At 59.4% G+C, this 18097-nt stretch carries 13 protein-coding genes; 5 read left to right on the top strand and 8 right to left on the bottom strand.

Features of this window, described 5'->3' with window-relative positions; all coding sequences use genetic code 11:
• The first annotated feature begins 179 nt into the window (after positions 1–179).
• Positions 180–524 carry a hypothetical protein gene (locus tag G3A56_RS21205; protein WP_082185275.1) on the top strand — a complete coding sequence of 115 codons (345 nt, stop codon included), beginning with the start codon at positions 180–182 and terminating at the stop codon, positions 522–524.
• A gap of 69 nt (positions 525–593) precedes the next feature.
• Here G3A56_RS21205 and G3A56_RS21200 read toward each other — a convergent pair whose 3' ends face one another.
• The 7 genes from G3A56_RS21200 to G3A56_RS21170 all read right to left on the bottom strand — a co-directional run bounded on the left by G3A56_RS21200 (position 594) and on the right by G3A56_RS21170 (position 12754).
• On the bottom strand, positions 594–1742 hold the full coding sequence (locus G3A56_RS21200; protein ID WP_082185276.1) for an alpha-hydroxy acid oxidase: 1149 nt from the start codon (positions 1740–1742) through the stop codon (positions 594–596).
• Positions 1743–1878: 136 nt separating this feature from the next.
• Positions 1879–2889: a 2-hydroxyacid dehydrogenase gene (locus G3A56_RS21195; RefSeq protein WP_082185277.1), complete on the bottom strand. Its 1011-nt coding sequence runs from the start codon at positions 2887–2889 to the stop codon at positions 1879–1881.
• 60 nt (positions 2890–2949) lie between these two features.
• The gene (abc-f, locus tag G3A56_RS21190) at positions 2950–4572 is read right to left on the bottom strand and encodes a ribosomal protection-like ABC-F family protein (RefSeq protein ID WP_082185278.1); all 1623 of its coding nucleotides are present in this window, start codon (positions 4570–4572) and stop codon (positions 2950–2952) included.
• Positions 4573–4732: 160 nt separating this feature from the next.
• On the bottom strand, positions 4733–5968 hold the full coding sequence (locus G3A56_RS21185) for a vWA domain-containing protein (RefSeq protein ID WP_082185279.1): 1236 nt from the start codon (positions 5966–5968) through the stop codon (positions 4733–4735).
• Positions 5969–6137: 169 nt separating this feature from the next.
• A complete protein-coding gene (locus G3A56_RS21180) occupies positions 6138–7016 on the bottom strand; it encodes a transglutaminase family protein (RefSeq protein ID WP_082185280.1) in 879 nt (292 codons plus the stop codon).
• 4 nt (positions 7017–7020) lie between these two features.
• Positions 7021–9426 (bottom strand): circularly permuted type 2 ATP-grasp protein, encoded by a 2406-nt coding sequence (locus G3A56_RS21175; RefSeq protein ID WP_082185281.1) that lies wholly within the window; start codon positions 9424–9426, stop codon positions 7021–7023.
• Position 9427: 1 nt separating this feature from the next.
• Positions 9428–12754, bottom strand: coding sequence for a transglutaminase family protein (locus tag G3A56_RS21170; protein ID WP_082185282.1), 3327 nt, complete (start codon positions 12752–12754; stop codon positions 9428–9430).
• Between the two features lie 72 nt (positions 12755–12826).
• On the opposite strand from G3A56_RS21170, the gene G3A56_RS21165 reads away from it, so the two are divergent.
• Positions 12827–13063, top strand: a complete 237-nt coding sequence (locus tag G3A56_RS21165) for a hypothetical protein (RefSeq protein WP_137067609.1) — start codon at positions 12827–12829, stop codon at positions 13061–13063.
• The gene (locus G3A56_RS21160) at positions 13048–14856 is read left to right on the top strand and encodes an ABC transporter ATP-binding protein/permease (protein ID WP_137067608.1); all 1809 of its coding nucleotides are present in this window, start codon (positions 13048–13050) and stop codon (positions 14854–14856) included. The genes G3A56_RS21165 and G3A56_RS21160 overlap by 16 nt, the downstream gene beginning before the upstream one ends.
• 4 nt (positions 14857–14860) lie before the next feature.
• Here the strand turns inward: G3A56_RS21160 and G3A56_RS21155 are convergent, their stop codons facing one another.
• The gene (locus tag G3A56_RS21155) at positions 14861–15055 is read right to left on the bottom strand and encodes a hypothetical protein (protein WP_164056821.1); all 195 of its coding nucleotides are present in this window, start codon (positions 15053–15055) and stop codon (positions 14861–14863) included.
• A 173-nt stretch (positions 15056–15228) separates the two neighbouring features.
• Between G3A56_RS21155 and G3A56_RS21150 the strand changes: the two genes are divergently transcribed.
• Positions 15229–15618: an acyl-CoA thioesterase gene (locus G3A56_RS21150; RefSeq protein ID WP_035242922.1), complete on the top strand. Its 390-nt coding sequence runs from the start codon at positions 15229–15231 to the stop codon at positions 15616–15618.
• A 174-nt stretch (positions 15619–15792) separates the two neighbouring features.
• Entirely contained in the window at positions 15793–18036 is a 2244-nt protein-coding gene (locus G3A56_RS21145) for a polysaccharide deacetylase family protein (RefSeq protein ID WP_082185284.1), read from the top strand.
• Positions 18037–18097: the final 61 nt, after the last annotated feature.

Genomic DNA, 18097 nt, shown 5'->3' with positions numbered 1-18097 from the left:
TGATTTGCGTGGCCTGCCAAGATGAAAGCCATTCAAAATGCTGGATTTCCCTGCGAAAGCGGGCAATCTTCAATCCAGCAATTCGCAAGTGGGGTGTTGAAGCCGCTGCCGTCGGTGGAAACCCCTTCACCCGGTTTCTTGCAGGTTCGCATAATTGATTATCCGGCTATGGAGAAGCCATGCCCGATACGCCGCGATTTTTCCGCTATGCCGTTTTAGCTGCGATGTTTCCCGTCGCCGCCCTTGGGCTATTGGGAACACCGAACGAATATCGCGCCATCGGCATCGATGCCGTTGATTGCGACGGGCCAATCTCCGTTCTGATAGCCGCCGTGCCGGCGCTCGCGGCCTATGCCACTGTCGGATGGTTGTTTGTTTCCGGCACCAAGCGCCATCGTTCATTGATGGCGGGTGGTGTCTGTGGGCTGATCTGTCTGGCGCTTGTCTGGAGTATCGGGGCTGCGCTTCTGGAGCATCGGCGAAACACGATTGAAATGGCATGTGATGCCAGTGGCCGGCTGTGATTGTCTTCCGGCTCGCCGATAGAGACGCGGGATTTCGGTTGAAAGCTCCGTTCAGTTTTTCCAGTCGCCTTAGTCGCGAAAACGAAGGTTCCGGCGTGTCAGCTGGTCGACGGTGGTGCAGCCCATAAGCTTCATATCGCGCTCGATTTCGATGCGCATTAGTTCGAGAGCCCGCTCCACACCGGGCTGTCCGGCGGCAGCGAGCGGAAAAAGGTAATAGCGGCCGAGCCCAACGGCTTTCGCGCCCAGTGACAGTGCTTTGAGCACATGGGTTCCGCGCTGCACGCCGCCATCCATCATGACATCGATCCGGTCACCGACCGCGTCGACAATCTCGGCGAGCTGGTCGAAGGCGCTGCGGGAGCCATCGAGCTGGCGGCCGCCATGATTGGAGAGCACGATGCCGCTGCAGCCGATCTCGACCGCGCGTCTTGCGTCATCGACGGACATGATCCCCTTCAGGCAGAAGGGCCCGCCCCATTCGCGCACCATCTGCGCCACATCGTCCCAGTTCATGGAAGGGTCGAGCATCTCGGTGAAATAGCGGCTGATGGAAAGCGCGCCACCATCCATTTTGATGTGGCCGTCAAGCTGCGGCAGGCTGAAGCGCTCATGCGTGAGGTAATTGATCCCCCATGCCGGTTTCATGGCGAATTGCGCGATGCCGGAAAGATTGAGCTTGAAGGGAATGGCAAAGCCGGTGCGCTTGTCCCGCTCGCGGTTTCCACCCGTGATGCTGTCTACCGTCAGCATCATCGTCTGCACGCCGGCAGTCTTGGCGCGCGCCATCATATCGCGGTTGAGGCCGCGATCCTTGTGGAAATAGAACTGATAGACCTGCGGCCCGCCGCTGATGCGGCGTGCTTCCTCGAGGCTGGTGGTGCCGAGCGAGGAGACGCCGAACATGGTGCCGTATTTTCCCGCCGCTGCCGCCACCGCCCGCTCTCCCTGGTGGTGGAAGAGGCGCTGCAGCGCCGTTGGTGAACAATAGACCGGCATTGCCAGCTTCTGCCCCATGACGGTGACAGACATGTCCACATCCGCCACCCCCCGCAACACGTCGGGAACGAGATCGCAATTCTCGAAAGCGGCCGTGTTTCGTCGATACGTCACCTCGTCATCGGCAGCGCCATCAATGTAGTTGAAGATCGGTCCGGGAAGACGCTGTTTCGCCATGCGGCGAAAATCGTGGAAATTATAGCAGTCCTTGAGTTGCATCTGTTATCCGACCGGTCCGGTGTGAAAACGTATCAAAAGATCGCCCGAAACCTATACCGGAGATCTGGGACGGGCAATTGCATTGCGGACGATTTCAGTACCCTATCGAAAGGCTTTTTGCCGGCCGCAGCGGAGATCAGGCAGGGCCTGCCAGCTGCCGGGTGGAAACGACGTGCAGGGCTTTGCCGGTGTCGAAAAAGCTCTGCACATTGCCGATCGTGGTGTCTGCGATGTTCTTGAGCGCTTCGTGCGTGAAGAACCCCTGATGGCCGGTGACCAGAACATTCGGGAAAGTCAGCAATCGCGCAAAGACGTCGTCGCGCAGCACATCGTTGGAAAGATCTTCGAAAAAGAGATCCGCCTCCTCCTCGTAGACATCGATTCCGAGACTGCCGATCGTGCCGTCCTTCAGGCCCGCAATCGCGGCGCGTGTATCGATGATAGCCCCGCGGCTGGTATTGACGAGCATGACGCCCTTCTTCAGGAGCGGCAATGTATCCCGGCGGATCAGATGACGGGTCTCAGGCGTGAGCGGGCACATCAGCGCGAGAACGTCCGATGTACGGAACAATTCCTCCCGGGTGACATAGACCATGCCAAGGGCTTCGCAATCTGGATTTGGGTAAGGATCATGGCCGATGATACGGCAGCCGAAGCCGGCAGCAATGCGTGCGAAAATCGCGCCGATCTTTCCGGTACCAACGATGCCCACCGTCTTGCCGTGAAGATCGAAACCGAGCAGGCCATCCAGGGCGAAGTTGCCTTCGCGCACCCTGTTATAGGCGCGGTGAATCTTGCGGTTGAGCGCCAGGATGAGCGCCATCGTGTGTTCGGCGACTGCATAGGGCGAATAGGCAGGTACGCGCGCAATGGTCAGGCCCAGCTTTTCGGCAGCCGCGATATCGACCTGATTGAAGCCGGCGCAGCGCAGCGCAACGAGCCGCACGCCCATCTCCACCAGTTTTTCCAGCACGGGCCGCGACAGATCATCGTTGACGAAGGCACAGATCGCGACAGCGCCCTTGGCCAGTGCCACCGTTTCAAGAGACAGCCGTGCTTCGCAATATTGCATCCGCATGCCGGACCCTGCGGCCGCGTCAAGGAACTGCCTGTCATAGGGTTTGGCGCTATAGACGACGATCCGCATCTGCTTCTCCGGTATCGAGTACGAAAGTTGCCGTAGCGGGCCTATGCGTCCGGCTTCCGGTTAGCTGCGCAGGCCCGGCGCTTCCTGTCCGGTGCTTTCCACATATTCCGTGTATCCGCCGCCATATTGGTGGATTCCGTCCGGTGTCAGTTCCAGCACCCGGTTTGAAAGCGCGGCCAGGAAATGGCGATCGTGGGAAACGAACAGCATCGTGCCTTCATATTGCGACAGGGCCTTGATCAGCATTTCCTTGGTGTCGAGGTCGAGATGGTTCGTCGGCTCGTCCAGCACGAGGAAATTCGGCGGGTCGAACAGCATGGCGGCCATGACGAGACGGGCTTTTTCACCGCCGGAGAGAACGCGGCAGCGTTTTTCCACATCGTCGCCGGAAAAGCCGAAACAGCCGGAAAGCGCGCGCAGCGGCGCCTGGCCCGCTTTCGGAAAGCGCTCCTCCAGCCATTCCAGAATGGTGCTGTCACCATCCAGAACATCCATGGCATGCTGGGCGAAATAACCGAGCTTGACGCTGGCGCCGAGCGTGACATTGCCGGAATCTGGCTCGGTTGTGCCGGTCACCAGTTTCAGCAATGTCGATTTTCCGGCACCGTTGACGCCCATGATGCACCAGCGTTCCTTGCGCCGTACCATGAAGTCCAGTTCGCCGTAGATCGTGCGGCTGCCATAGGCCTTATTCACTTTCTTCAGCGCGACGACATCCTCGCCCGATCTGGGCGCAGGTGCGAATTCGAAAGCGACCGTCTGACGCCGGCGTGGGGGTTCGACGCGGTCGATCTTGTCGAGTTTCTTCACGCGGCTCTGCACCTGCGCGGCGTGCGAGGCGCGCGCCTTGAAGCGCTCGATGAATTTGATTTCCTTGGCAAGCATGGCCTGCTGGCGTTCGAACTGCGCCTGCTGCTGTTTTTCGTTCTGCGCCCGTTGCTGTTCGTAAAAGCCGTAATCGCCGGAATAGGTGGTGAGGCTGCCGCCGTCGATCTCGATGATCTTGGTCACGATGCGGTTCATGAATTCGCGGTCGTGCGAGGTCATCAAAAGCGCGCCGTCGTAGTTCTTCAGAAAATCCTCGAGCCAGATCAGGCTTTCGAGATCGAGATGGTTCGAGGGTTCGTCGAGCAGCATCACGTCCGGTCGCATCAGAAGAATGCGGGCGAGCGCCACGCGCATTTTCCAGCCGCCGGAAAGTTTGCCGACATCGCCGTCCATCATCTCCTGGCTGAAGCTCAGACCGTCCAGAACCTCGCGGGCACGGCCTTCGAGCGCATATCCGTCCAGCTCCTCATACCGCGCCTGCACTTCGCCGTAACGTTCGATGATGGCGTCCATCTCGTCCATCCGGTCGGGATCGGACATGGCGGCTTCCAGTTGCCTGAGCTCGGCCGCCACTTCGCTGACCGGGCCGGCGCCTTCCATGACTTCGGCCACGGCTGAGCGGCCGGACATTTCGCCGACATCCTGATTGAAGTAGCCGATCGTCATGCCCTTTTCGGCGACGACCTGTCCCTCATCGGGCTGTTCCTCTCCGGTGATCATCCGGAACAGCGTGGTCTTGCCAGCGCCGTTCGGGCCGACAAGGCCAATCTTCTCGCCGCGATTGAGTGCGGCGGAGGCCTCGATGTAAAGAATGCGGTGACTGTTTGACTTGCTGATATTTTCGATGCGGATCATGACGGGGGCCTGTGAATGGGAGCGCCCTCCTATGCCACGGGCCGCCGCCGCTGTCACCTGCCGCCCACGACTTGCCAGCCATGCAGCCGGGTAGCATCGCCCGGAAGCATTGCTTCTCGCGAGCGACGCCGTCTTCAGGTCGCGCTCGCTGAACTTTTCGTCAATTTGTCAGCGTGGCTACGCTGCCGGCGGCTTTGCGAGCGATTTCACCGAAGGCGGTGACGATCTGCTGCATGTTTTCGGGCGCGTAATAATTGTCGAGGTTGGATGCGCAATATTGCAGGAGCGATTTGCCCTTGTCAGGCGCCATGAAGGCCACGCTGAAAATTTTGATGCCATCTTTCTTGGCCGTTTCGCAGGTATTGCGCACCTTCTGATCTATGGCGGAATCCCAATTTGCGCTGTACCCCGTCATTTCGCCGTCCGTCATGAGAACGATGTAGCGCTCGAAGGATTCGTTTTTCTTAGTCTTATGCGCGGTTGTTTCAGCTGTATTGGATTTTTTAAGAGCGTTGTAAGCGGCGTTCAGGCCGCTCGTCGCGTCAGTGCCACCTGATGGAAATTCCGGGATCTGTTTATCGACATAATTCAAAACGCCGCTCGTGCCCCAGCCGATGGGCTGAGCCGCATAGGCCTCATGAGTATAAACCGAGGCACCTGTTCGAACGAGTTCTGAACCACCGCTGGTATATGTTGGATCTGCCTTGTTTAAGGTTGTCACGAGAAAGCCAACGGCGGTTTTTAGTGATGTCGCCTTGTTGACGTAGCATGGGCTGGACGTGACTTGGGATTCACTCTTGCCCCAGTTGCTGGCAGTGTAGTTCGGGCATGATTTTTTCGCGGTATTGATAGTATCCGTCTTGAAAGACATTGATCCCGAGCGGTCGAGCACCAGATACATGGAAATTGGCGCACCCTTGTTGACGGTGCTTTTTGCGGTACCGGTCGCCGCGATGTCGAGTGTCTTCGCGCCTATGAACCCGAGCAGCGGATTGAGCTTCACCTTATAGTTGATAGTGGTCTGTATGGTGAAGGTCTTGCCGCGCGCATCTTCCGTCGTACCGATGCTGACCGGAGAATTCTTCTCAAGTTCTTTTTTCTCTTCTTCGGTCAGGTCCTTTTCCAGTTGGGTGGTGATGAATGCCCTAGCGATTTCCTTGATTTTTTCGTCGGTCAGTTCGCCTTCTTTCAAACGAGCCTCGGTCGCGGCCGCAAGAGCGGCAGAATCCGCCGTATTCTGCAAGTTTGCTTTTATCTGCATCACGTTCGCCAGCTCTATTCCAGCGCCGGCAAAGCCAAGCAACACCGGTAGCAATATTGCCGTCATGATGCCGAAATTACCGTTGGTGTCGGCAAGGAAACGGCGCTTCAGTTTTTGATAGGCGGAGACGGTCATGATGAGGCTCACGGATTAGAATATACGACTGAGCGCAGGAAACCCGCAAACGATGTAAAATCCGCTAACGTGATGGGTTCAATTTTATGCGGCGCTCAAACTGGCGCAGTTTTTGAAGTATTTTTAAGAATTAATTCCAGCAAAGTTCGAAACAATACACCTTGCATCATTACTGGACGGGGATGACGTCGACAGCCTGTTTTATCTGCTGGTTGCCATAGCTCTTCAATACCCCGATCACCGGTGCGACGTCGGAATAGTCCCGGCCATAACCGACAACGATGTGGTCGCTTCCGGCGACGATATCATTGGTGGGGTCGAGTTCCAGATAGCCTGCCGCCTCGCCGCACCAGACGCGAACCCAGGCATGCATTGCATCGGCCCCTTCCAGACGTTCCTTGCCCGGCGGGGGAATGGTGCGCAGGAAGCCGCTGACATAACCGGCGGGAATGCCGAGGCTGCGCAGCGCCATGATCATGATATGCGAGAAATCCTGACACACGCCGCGTTTCAGCTTGAAGGCTTCCGATGGCGTCGTATCCACGGTCGTTGCCTCGCCATCATAGGTAAAGTCCTTGTGGATGCGTTTGCACATGGCGAGCGCGATTTCGCGAATAGTCATTCGCGGTTTCAGCAGCTCCCGCGCATAGGCTGCGATTGCCGAATCCATCCCTATTCTCGGGCTGGCGCCAATAAAGTGGTGGGGCGACTGGAAATCGAGCGACCAGACATCGGCAAGGTCCTGTGGCAGCCGTGAAAGTTCGGGTGAAAAATCGGCCGTCAGCGCCGGCGCTTCCACCATCACGCGCGCCTGCATGCGGATATCCAGCTTTTCATGCGGCGCGCGCAGATACACGGAGGTCGCCGATTGATGGAAGAAGTCCTCGAAGGTGGCGCGCTCTTCCGGCACGGGCAAAACATCGAGGGAACCGGCAACGAGCCGCTGCCGACCCGGGATCGACAGGGGCAGGATGCGGATAATGTGGCGCGCGCCGTGGGCCGGGGTGTCGTAGGTGTAACCCATATGCAGGGAGAGATCGTAAAGCATCGGGTTATCCGAGATAGGTCTGGGCAAGAACATCGGACAGATGCTCCATGTCCGTTTCGAGCTGGCGATAGATCGCGCCATTCATGTTTTCCGGCGTCATGACCGCAAGGCCGGAATGCAGCCGCATCGCCTCGCGGTAAAAAGGCGACATCTGGCCGTTTACAAAGGCGTTCGGAAGCTGTTCCACCTCGGTGCGGATTTCGTTCAGCTGAAACAGGATGGACCGTGGGTTGAGCGGATCGAGCGCCAGAAGATCGGTGACCGTCAGGCCCGCCGTGCTGACATTGTAGCGGCGGCGATGGGTCATGACGCTGTCGCCGATTTCCAGCAGCATGTCATAGGATCCATCAGGCGCATCGGGGCCTGTCATATGGCCGAGAAGCCGTGTCATATGCAGGCCACGCTCGAGATAACGGCCGATCGACAGGAAACGCCAGCCGGTGAAGCGATACATGTTTTCGTGCACCAGACCGGCAAAGCCCGCAAGCTTGCGCAACAGGATCGTCATGGCATGGGTCGCGTCGTCGCCAGGCGACACCTTTGCGTGGAACCGGCGGGCGGTCTTGGCAAGGTCGTTCAGCGCCAGCCATCCGTCCGGTGAAAAGCGGTCGCGGATATTACTGGCGGAATAAACCGCGCTGTTGATGTTGTTCAGCAGGCTTTCCGGCACGGCATCGTTCATCTCCACGTCGAGCGCTTCCAGATAGCGCGTCACATGGGCAAGCAGGGGCTGGCGCGGATCGGCCGATTCGGCATAACGCCCGTGCCAGGCACGCAGGATGCGCAGCGCGCCTTCCGAGCGTTCGATATAGCGGCCGAGCCAGAAGAGGTTGTCGGCGGCCCTGCTTGGCAGGCTGCCCGGCATGTTGCGGGTGAAGCTTTCTTCCGCCGGCAAAAGCGTGGTGCGTTCCACCGGCTTGTCGCTGACGATCCAGACATCCGCCGCACTGCCGCCCGATTGCATGGCGATGGCGGATACGTCGTTGCTGCTGCCGATCCGCGCAAAACCGCCCGGCATGATCTGCCAGCCATCCTGGGTGCGGGCGGCAAAAACGCGAAGGCTCATCGGGCGTGGCACGAGCTTGTTGTCGACATAGGCCGGCGTGGTGGAGAGTGTAACCACCTCCTGGCCGACCAGCCTGTGGCCGTCGGATGCGAGCCAGTCGCTGATCGATTCCTTTGCCGTTTCACGCAGGGACGAGCCGAGCACCGATTGGCCGTTGTCATCGAAGAAGGGAAGCCGGGAATAGGCAGGGCCGATGACCATGCCTTCGATATTGCCTGCAACGTGGCGCCGTTCGGATTCCTGCCCGCACCACCAGGTCGCGATCGACGGCAGTTTCAGGTCTTCGCCAAGCAGGTGGCGGCAGACGCGCGGCATGAAGGAAAGCAAGGCCCGCGTTTCGAGAATACCGCTGCCAAGCGCATTGACGATGGTGAGCGCCTCGTTGCGCAGCGCCTGCACCATGCCGGGCGTGCCGATATGGGACTGCTGGTTGAGTTCCAGCGGATCGGAGTAGGAAGCGTCGAGACGCCGCCAGAGCACGCCGATCGGTTTCAGCCCTGCCACGGTTCTGACCATGACCCGGCCGTTGACCACGGTCAGATCCTCACCCTCCAGCAGCATGAAGCCGAGATAACGGGCTATATAGGCGTGTTCGAAATAGGTTTCGTTGGCGGGTCCGGGCGTCAGCACCGCGATACGGTCATCGGGGTGTTTTCTGTGCGACTGCAACGTGTCGCGAAAAGCGCCAAAAAACGAGGCGAGCCGGTGAACATGGGTTTCCGCATAGATGTCGGACAGGGCGCGCGTGGTCGCCACCCGGTTTTCGAGCGCGAAACCTGCGCCCGAAGGCGCCTGCGTCCTGTCGGCCAGCACCCACCAGTTTCCATCAGGTCCGCGCCCGATTTCGAAGGAGCAGAAATGCAGATAGTGGCCGCTTGCCGGTTTTACGCCGACCATCGGCCGCAGATATTCCGGATTGGAGGCGATCAGTGCCGGCGGCACGTAACCTTCCTTCACCAGCCGGTTTTCGCCGTAAAAATCGGCGACCATGGCTTCGAGAAGATTGGCGCGCTGTTTAAGCCCTTCGGAAAGAACCGTCCATTCCCTGTCGTCGATCAGCACCGGAATATGGGAGATCGGCCAGTTTCTTTCGCTGCTGCCCTTGCCGTAGTCGCGGTAGAACACGCCCGCATCGCGCAGATAGCGGTCGGTGCGGGCAAAGCGTTCATGCAGTTCGCGCTCAGACATGCGCGAGAGCGCACCGAGCAGGTTCTTCCAGACCGGCCTGACCTTGCCGTTGGTGTCGAGCATTTCATCGGCCACACCCGGCAAGGTGGAGTAGTCAAGCCCGCGCGGTGGCGCGCTCGTTTCCGTCTTGCGTTCCGTTGCCGGGGCTTTGGACAATTTAAACTCCGTATGGCCGGCGCAGATCGAGCGTCAGCGGAAATTCTGGCGACACGGTTTCCGCATGAAGCGGATATTGCCCTGCCGTATGTCCCCATGGTTCGAAACGGGCAAGGCGTCGTGCCTCGGCCTCGTTGCCGTTGACGGGAAACGTCTCGTAATTGCGCCCGCCCGGATGAGCAACATGGTAGATGCATCCGCCGATCGATCGCCTCGACCATGTATCATAAATGTCAAAGGTCAAGGGTGAATTGACGGGCAGCACGGGATGCAGGCCCGAGGCGGGCTGCCATGCCTTGAAGCGGACACCGGCAACCGCAACGCTGTGGTTCTCCGTTGCGACGAGCGGAACCGCACGTCCGTTGCAGGCCACGGTAAAGCGGGACGGGTTGGATGTTTCGAGGCGCACCTGCAGGCGCTCCACGGAGCTGTCGACAAAACGCACGGTTCCGCCGATGGCGCCCTGTTCACCCATCACGTGCCAGGGTTCCAGAGCCTGGCGCAATTCCAGTTTCGCGCCCTCATACTCCACCTCGCCGAAGAAGGGGAAACGGAATTCCTGCTGTGCTGTGAACCATTCGGGCTTCAGGTCGAAGCCGTTTTCCCTGAGGTCGGCGAGTACATCCAGAAAATCCGCCCAGATGTAATGCGGCAGCATGAAGCGATCGGCGAGCGCCGTGCCCCAGCGCACGAATTTGCCGCCGGCGGGATTTTGCCAGAAGCGGGCGATGAGAGCGCGCACCAGCAATTGCTGGGCGAGCGACATGCGGGCATTCGGCGGCATTTCGAAGCCACGGAATTCCACAAGGCCGAGGCGGCCGGTCGGTCCGTCCGGCGAAAACAGCTTGTCGATGCAGATTTCGGCCCTGTGGGTATTACCCGTCACATCCGTCAGGAGGTTGCGGAACAGGCGGTCGACCAGCCAGGGCAGCGGCGGCACGCCCTCGCCGGGGGCAGGAACCTGCGAAAGCGCGATTTCCAGCTCGTAGAGACTGTCGTGACGGGCTTCGTCGATGCGTGGCGCCTGACTTGTCGGGCCGATGAACAGGCCGGAGAACAGATAGGAAAGGGACGGATGCCGCTGCCAGTGCAAAACGAGGCTTTTCAGAAGATCGGGCCGGCGCAGGAAGGGGCTGTCATTGGGGTTGGCGCCGCCCACCACCACATGGTTGCCGCCACCGGTGCCGGTATGGCGGCCATCGATCATGAACTTGTCTGCGCCGAGACGCGTCTGGCGCGCTTCATCATAGACTGCGGTCGTGATGTCGACGCAATCCTTCCAGCTGGAGGCGGGGTGGATATTGACCTCGATGACGCCGGGATCGGGCGCGACGCGAATGACATTGATGCGCTCATCATGCGGGGGCGCATAACCTTCGATGTGAACGGGCAATCCGAGATCGGCCGCCGCCGCTTCCGCCGCCGCGATCAGTTCGAGATAGTCCTCGATACGTTCGACAGGCGGCATGAAGACGCAGAGCCGGCCGTCGCGTGGTTCCACCGACATAGCGGTGCGCACCGCGCCGCCGATTTCTCCGAGCGTCTGTTCGATGCGCTCCTGGCTGGAGGCTTCATCGGCATGGAAGGAGGCTTCCGGCAAGGCGCGCCCGGAAGGTTTGAATATGTCGGGAAGCGGCCCTCGCGGGATCGAGGGATCAGCCTCGTGGATATAGGGATAGGCGGATGGCGGCACGTGGGGCAGGGTGCCGAGCGGCAGGCGGTAACCCACGGGGCTGTCGCCCGGAACGAGGAAAATCTTGCCGCGCCGTGTCTTCCATTTCTCGCTGACCCAGCGCTTGCCGTCCGCCTTGGCGTTCCACGCCTGCACTGGAAGAATATAACCCGTTGGCGTCGTCAGGCCGCGTTCGAACACGCGGGCAATACGGTTTCGCTCTTCAGGGTCCTTCAGTTTGGAATTGGACGGATCGACATTGTCGGGAAGGCTGCCTTCCTTGATGATCCATTCGGCCGGGTCCTCGTAAGCCGGCAGCACCAGCTCCGGCTCAATGCCGAGATGGGTGGCGATGCCGCTGAGGAGCTTCTGCGCATCCTCGGCCTCGACGCCGGCATCCGCGCCTTCTTCGGCGATCAGCGCCGGGTCCTGCCAGATCGGCATTCCATCCTTTCGCCAATAGAGAGAAAAGGTCCAGCGCGGCAGGCTTTCGCCCGGATACCATTTTCCCTGTCCGTAATGCAGAAAACCGCCGGGGGCGAAACGTTCACGCAGGCGGCGGATCAAGGCGTCCGCCTTTTCGCGTTTCGTCGGCCCCACCGCCCCGGTGTTCCATTCCTCGGATTCGAAGTCGTCGATGGAAACGAAGGTCGGCTCGCCGCCCATGGTCAGCCTGACGTCGTGGGCGTTCAGAACCTGATCGACCTTTTCGCCGAGCGCGTTGAGGCTCTCCCAGCTTTCGTCTGAAAAGGGCTTGGTGATGCGCGGGGTTTCGGCAACGCGCCGGACCTGCATGTCGAAAGCGAATTCCGTGTTCGCCTCGCCGAAATAACCGCCGGAAATCGGCGCGGCATTGCGATAATGCGGTGTGGCCGCCAAGGGAATATGGCTTTCGCCTGTGAGAAGCCCGGACGTGGGATCAAGGCCAATCCAGCCGGCGCCCGGCATATAGACCTCGGCCCAGGCGTGCAGATCGGTGAAATCCACTTCGGTGCCGGATGGACCGTCCAGTGCCTTGAGATCGGGGGTGAGCTGAATGAGGTATCCCGACACGAAACGCGCAGCAAGGCCGAGATGCCTCAATATCTGGACGAACAGCCAGCTGGTGTCGCGGCATGAACCCTTGCCGGAGGCCAGCGTTTCTTCCGGGGTCTGAACACCCGGCTCCATGCGGATGACGTAACCGATTTCCTGTTGCAGACGGGCGTTGAGACCAACGACCATATCCACCGTCGGCTGTCCGGGTGTGTGGTCCACGGTGGCCATGAAGGCGGAAAGCAGAGGGCCGGTCGGTTCCGGTTTCATGTAGATCGAGAGATCGTCCCGCAGTTCCTGCGGATAGTCGAACGGCCACTTGGTCGCCTCTTCCTCGACAAAGAAATCGAACGGGTTGTAAACCGTCATATCGGCGACAAGATCGACCTCGATCTTGAACTCCGTTGTCGGCTCGGGAAAAACGAACCGGGCGAGGTAGTTGCCGTATGGGTCCTGCTGCAGGTTCACAAAGTGGTTGGAGGGCGAAACCTTGAGCGAGTGGCTGATGACGCGGGTTCTGGAATGGGAGGCGGGCTTCAATCTTATGATCTGTGGTCCAAGGCGAACCGGATTGTCATATTTATAATGCGTCAGATGATAGATGCTCGCTTTGATCGCCATTAATCTGCCTTGCCCGGTTTTTCCGGTTTATGCGGTTTGTCCGCCCCTCTGAAATTATTCGGATTTTGTGCAATGCAGGAAAAGAAAGCAAGGATCATTTCCGGGGGCCATCGCATTGTTGGTAAAGGCCGCGATGTTTGCCTGCGCAGAGAATTGCCCGGGCTTTTCAACCGCCGCCACAGTGATTTCGACGGGATTGTAGACAAGGTCGAACGGCGTGTTATTGCTTGGCATCGCAAGGCGCAGGGTCGCGGCCCGCTTTCTTTGCCGACTGACGTTTCGGAATGGAATGAATGGCAACCACGGTGACCGACGATCAGCGCAAGAGCGCGGCCAACCTTTCGGGCTTCGACCTCGATTTTCCTGCGCAGCTGCGCATGATGGGTCGTGCCTTCTGGACGTCGCCGGTGCGCACCCGGTTGATAATGCTGTCGATCGCACTTCTGGCGGTGATATTGCTCACTGCCTATGGGCAGATCAGGCTTAACGAATGGAACGCACCGTTTTACAACGCGCTGGAACGGCGCGATCTCGACGCCTTCCTCCACCAGCTGGAAGTCTTCGCCATCATTGCCGGGCTGCTGCTGCTTCTCAACGTTATCCAGACCTGGCTCAACCAGATGACGGCGCTGAACATGCGCGAGGGTCTTGCCAAGGATATGGTGGATCAGTGGCTGAAGCCCGGGCGCGCCGCGCGTCTTGCCGGTTTCGGTACGATCGCGATCAACCCGGACCAGCGTCTCCATGATGATGTCCGCAACCTTGCGGAAAGCAGCACGGCGCTTTCCATCGGCCTTGTAAACGCAACGATCCTGCTCATCAGCTTTATCGGCGTTCTCTGGTCACTCTCGGCGGGTTTCTCCATCACCATCAATGGCGATCCGGTCGCAATTCCCGGATATATGGTTTGGGCGGCAATCCTTTACGCGGGTTCGGCATCGCTGCTCAGCAACCTCGTCGGTTACCGTCTGGTCGGGCTGAATGCGGAACGGTATTCAAAAGAGGCTGAACTGCGCTTTTCACTGATGCGCGCCAGCGAAAACCTGGCGGCGATTGCACTTGCGCGCGGTGAAAAAAACGAGCGGCGGCGGATCGGCGTCGATATCGACGCCGTACTCGGTGTGATCCGCGGATTGGCCATGGCGCTGACCCATTTGACCTGGGTGTCTTCCGGTTACGGCTGGCTGGCGGTTGTCGCGCCCATTCTGATCGCTGCACCGGTCTATTTTTCCGGCAACCTCACCTTCGGCGGGCTGATGATGGCGGTGGGGGCTTTCAACCAGGTCAATACTGCACTTCGCTGGTATATCGACAATTTCGGGCCGATCGCCAGCTGGAAGGCGACGCTGCAGCGCGTTTCGGTGTTTCGTAACGCCCTGATCCAGATGGACAGCGTCGAGCAGCATGGGCTGGCGATCGACCTGCAACGAAGCGCTGACAATGAAAAGATCCGGCTGCAGTCGGTGATTATCTGCCGCGATGCGGGCGGGCAGGATCTGGAGCGGAGCTTCCGGCTGCGCGAGGCCGACATTGCAATCGGGCCCGGTGATCGTCTCATGATCAATGGCGAGCAGGGCGTGAACCGGCGGCTGCTCTTTGCTGCGATGGCGGGCCTGTGGCCATGGGGGCAGGGCAGAATAGAAATGCCCGAACAATCCGATACGCTTTTCATCGCCCAGCACGGCTATCTGCCAACGGGCACGCTGCGCGAAATTCTCGCCTATCCGCGCGCGCCCCAGCGATTTGCGGAGGAAGAGTATCTCGCGGCGCTCACCGCATGCGGGCTTGGCGACATGGCCTCCCGTCTCGATGAAAACATCCGCTGGGACAAGAGGCTGGATTCGGATGAGCAGGCGAGCATCAGGATCGCCAATGCCCTGTTGCTAAAACCGAAATTCATCGTCATCGACGACCTGCTGGAAGGGCTGGAAAAACAGACGCAGGATACGCTGGCCGAGGTTCTGCACGCTATTGAAGGCATGGCGATTGTCTATATCGGAAGGTCCGAGACATTTCTGTCAGTTCTTTCGCCGGCTGTGGCCCATCTGGATCATACGCCTGCCAAGGAAAATCCAGCGAAGCCGGATAGTGCTTCGCATTAATGGATCAGAGCCGCAGGTGCCATTTTTCCGAATCGAGCCGCTGCTGTTTGGCAAGGCTTATGGTGCCATCCGGCCCGTCCTGCGAGCGCAGGGCAAGTGTCCCGGTCGCAAGGCTGATGGCGACGACGCCGGCGACCGCCAGGATGATGCGGTCGTAGCGCTGCTGTATCGTGTTATTTCCACTCCAGTCATAGGCCATTCGCACGCCCTCGCGTTTTTTGGAATCGTGCCCCATCATGGTTAACCGAAGCTTACGATGGCTCTGTGATTCCTTGCTGTTTTGGAAGGGCTGCCGCGAAAAATCGGCTATTGGCTGAGGGCGCGCGGTTGTTTAAGTCCGGCGGCGGGAGGTTTGTGAAAGGATTTTGAGAGATGGACCAGCAACCGCCCGCAGATATGGAACTCACGCTCAGAACGCTTGCCATGCCGGCGGACGCCAATCCGGCCGGGGATATATTCGGCGGCTGGGTGATGTCGCAGATGGACCTTGCCGCTTTCGTGCGCGCCAATGATGTGGCGGGCGGGCGCACCGTCACCGTGGCGGTTCATGAAATCGTCTTCAAGAAACCGGTCAAGATCGGCGATACCTTGTGCGTCTACACCAGGATCGAAAAGGTCGGCCGCACCTCCGTCACGCTGAAGATCGAGGCCTGGACCCGCAGGCACTATCAGGACTCCCGGGATAAGGTCACGGAGGCCGTCTTCATCATGGTTGCGGTGGATGACAATGGCGAGCCGCGCGCCGTGCGTAAAGAGGCCTGAGGCGGGATCCGCAGTCACATTCAAAGCAGATACCGAAGCGTTCGTAATAAGCTGAAAGAGCAGAAAGCGCTTCGGATACCGCAATCCGATACCCGTCCGTTAGATACTTTAGAAATATCCAATTTATTTAACAATTTTTGCGATCAAGGTATGGAGTAGGACGGGGATCAGACTTTGACCATTCCAGGTGTTGTTATTGTTGGGGGCGCTCACGGCACGCTTGCCCTTGCCCGCAGCCTTGGCGCCCTGAACGTGTCCGTGCACTATCTCACACATGATTCACCTTTGCCGGGCTGGTCGCGTTTCGTGCGGGAAACGATCCGCTGGTCCGGTCCGCGCGATGCCGGGGCGATATCGTTCCTGCGTGAAATGGCCACGAAGCATCATCTGAAGGGTTGCCTTCTGGTGCCCTCGGGAGATGGCGAGGTGCAGCTTGTTTCGGAACATCGCGAAGAGCTTTCCGCTCTTTACAGGATCGTTCTGCCCGATTGGGCATCCCTTCAATGGTTGTGTGAGAAGCCGCTGCTCTACAGACGTGCTGCGGAACTCGGTGTCAGTTTTCCCCGAACCTATGCGCTGACATCCGCCGATGATGCCGATGCGCTCGACGTCACATTCCCCGTTATCCTGAAGCCGAATATGGGCGGCGGCGACACCGTGATTTCGCGGGCGAAGGTTATCCGCGCCGATGACCGGCAGGCGCTGAAAGCCGCTTTTGCCGAGGCGAGTGCCGAGATCGGTGCGGGCAATGTCGTGGTGCAGGAACTCATTCCCGGCGGGGGAGAAAGCCAGTTTTCCTATGCGGCGCTGTGGCGGGAAGGTGAGCCGGTTGCCGAATTCACCGCCCGGCGCACGCGCCAATATCCCGTCGATTTCGGTTATACCAGTACCTGCGTCGAGGTTGTCGATAATGTTGAAGCGATCGATGCGGCCCGGAAAATATTGAAACCGGCCTGTCATAGCGGGCTTGTCGAGGTGGAGTTCAAGCGGGATGGCAGGGATGGGTCGCTTAAACTCCTTGATGTCAATCCGCGCCCGTGGTCGTGGTTTGGCCTCTGTTCGGCTGCCGGCGTCGATCTTGGCGCCATGCTGTGGAAGGTGGCCAATGATGTGCCGACCGACAGAGCACCGCTCGCGCGGAATGGCGTGTCGTGGTCCTATCTTGTCCGTGATGCCGTTGCGGCGTTCATGTTGAACCGGCGCGGCCAGGCGGGCATCGGCGAGTATTTGGCCTCTTTGCGCAAAATCCGGAGCTGGGCCGCTTTTGCGCCCAACGATCCCTTGCCAGGCCTGATCGATCTGCCGCTCACGGTCGGGAGAGTCATCAAAAAACGGGTTTTGCCCGGTCTGAATTCACGACAATCGACAGGAATGCTGCTGCAATCGGTCAAACGCTCCCTGAAATACGGGGCGATAAGGGCGGGGCTGGAGGTGAGCTCTCTCCCGGCGGTTCGTTCGGCCTTTCCATCCTTTGCCGGACGCGGCGTTATCTTCACGCTACACCATGTGCGCCCGGACATGGGGGGGCCGGCATTTGCGCCGAATGCGCATTTGTCCATCACGCCGCAGTTTCTGGAAGAGGCGATAGAGGCCGCACTCGAATGTGGTCTCGTTCCCGTTCATCTGCATGATCTGCCAAGCCTGCTTGCTGATGATTCCGACAAGCGGTCGTTCTGCGCCTTCACGCTTGACGACGGTTATCGTAACAATGCCGAATATGCGGCCCCGATTTTCCGCAGATACGGCGTTCCCTACACGATTTTCATCACAACGGGTTTTGTCGAGAGGACACGCAGCGTGTGGTGGGAAACCGCTGCCGCGCTGACGCAGAAAGCTGCGTCCTTCGAGTTCGATTTCGGGTCCGGGCCGGAATACGTGAAATCCGCCAGTCTTTCCCAAAAAGCGGAGGCATTCACGCGCCTTGAAGCCTTCGTCCAGACCCTGGCGGAAGACGAGGCGGTGGAGAGGATCGATCGCGCCGCGAGGCAACACGGTATCGATCCCATCGCGATCGTGGACGAACTCGTCATGGATGCGCGGGAACTCAAGGTGCTGTCGGCAGATCCGCTCGCTCATCTCGGTGCCCATACCATGACGCATGTGAACATGCGCAGGATCGATGCGGCGCGTCTGGCTTACGAGATCGAGGAATCGACGCGCCGAGTAGAGACCTATGTTGGCCATCCGCCCCGGTCCTTTTCCTATCCCTATGGCTGGTCGAAAGCCGCCGGAGAGCGTGAGGCGAAGGCGGTGTTTGACGCGGGGTTTCCCGTTGCGGTTACCACGCAGGCTGGTGTTCTCGGACCTCACAGTCTCGAAAAGCCGACACTGCTGCCCCGCGTATCGCTGAACGGGCATTTTCAGAAAAAGCGATTTGTCAAAGCGCTGATCTCTGGCCTGCCGTTCCGGTTCGTGTAGCGACGAAAGCTGCTCGCCGTCTTCTCGCCGTGGCGCCGCCATCTGATGGATGCGGCTTGAG

Origin of the sequence: Rhizobium oryzihabitans, assembly GCF_010669145.1 — a bacterium.
Taxonomy (GTDB): domain Bacteria; phylum Pseudomonadota; class Alphaproteobacteria; order Rhizobiales; family Rhizobiaceae; genus Agrobacterium; species Agrobacterium oryzihabitans.
This window is presented reverse-complemented; position numbering and strand designations above follow the sequence as displayed.

Coding starts and splice junctions, on each gene's coding strand:
- G3A56_RS21205 (WP_082185275.1), top strand. CDS start 180: ATGCCCGATACGCCGCGATTTTTCCGCTATGCCGTTTTAGCTGCGATG.
- G3A56_RS21200 (WP_082185276.1), bottom strand. CDS start 1,742: ATGCAACTCAAGGACTGCTATAATTTCCACGATTTTCGCCGCATGGCG.
- G3A56_RS21195 (WP_082185277.1), bottom strand. CDS start 2,889: ATGCGGATCGTCGTCTATAGCGCCAAACCCTATGACAGGCAGTTCCTT.
- abc-f (WP_082185278.1), bottom strand. CDS start 4,572: ATGATCCGCATCGAAAATATCAGCAAGTCAAACAGTCACCGCATTCTT.
- G3A56_RS21185 (WP_082185279.1), bottom strand. CDS start 5,968: ATGACCGTCTCCGCCTATCAAAAACTGAAGCGCCGTTTCCTTGCCGAC.
- G3A56_RS21180 (WP_082185280.1), bottom strand. CDS start 7,016: ATGCTTTACGATCTCTCCCTGCATATGGGTTACACCTACGACACCCCG.
- G3A56_RS21170 (WP_082185282.1), bottom strand. CDS start 12,754: ATGGCGATCAAAGCGAGCATCTATCATCTGACGCATTATAAATATGAC.
- G3A56_RS21165 (WP_137067609.1), top strand. CDS start 12,827: ATGCAGGAAAAGAAAGCAAGGATCATTTCCGGGGGCCATCGCATTGTT.
- G3A56_RS21160 (WP_137067608.1), top strand. CDS start 13,048: ATGGCAACCACGGTGACCGACGATCAGCGCAAGAGCGCGGCCAACCTT.
- G3A56_RS21155 (WP_164056821.1), bottom strand. CDS start 15,055: ATGGCCTATGACTGGAGTGGAAATAACACGATACAGCAGCGCTACGAC.
- G3A56_RS21150 (WP_035242922.1), top strand. CDS start 15,229: ATGGACCAGCAACCGCCCGCAGATATGGAACTCACGCTCAGAACGCTT.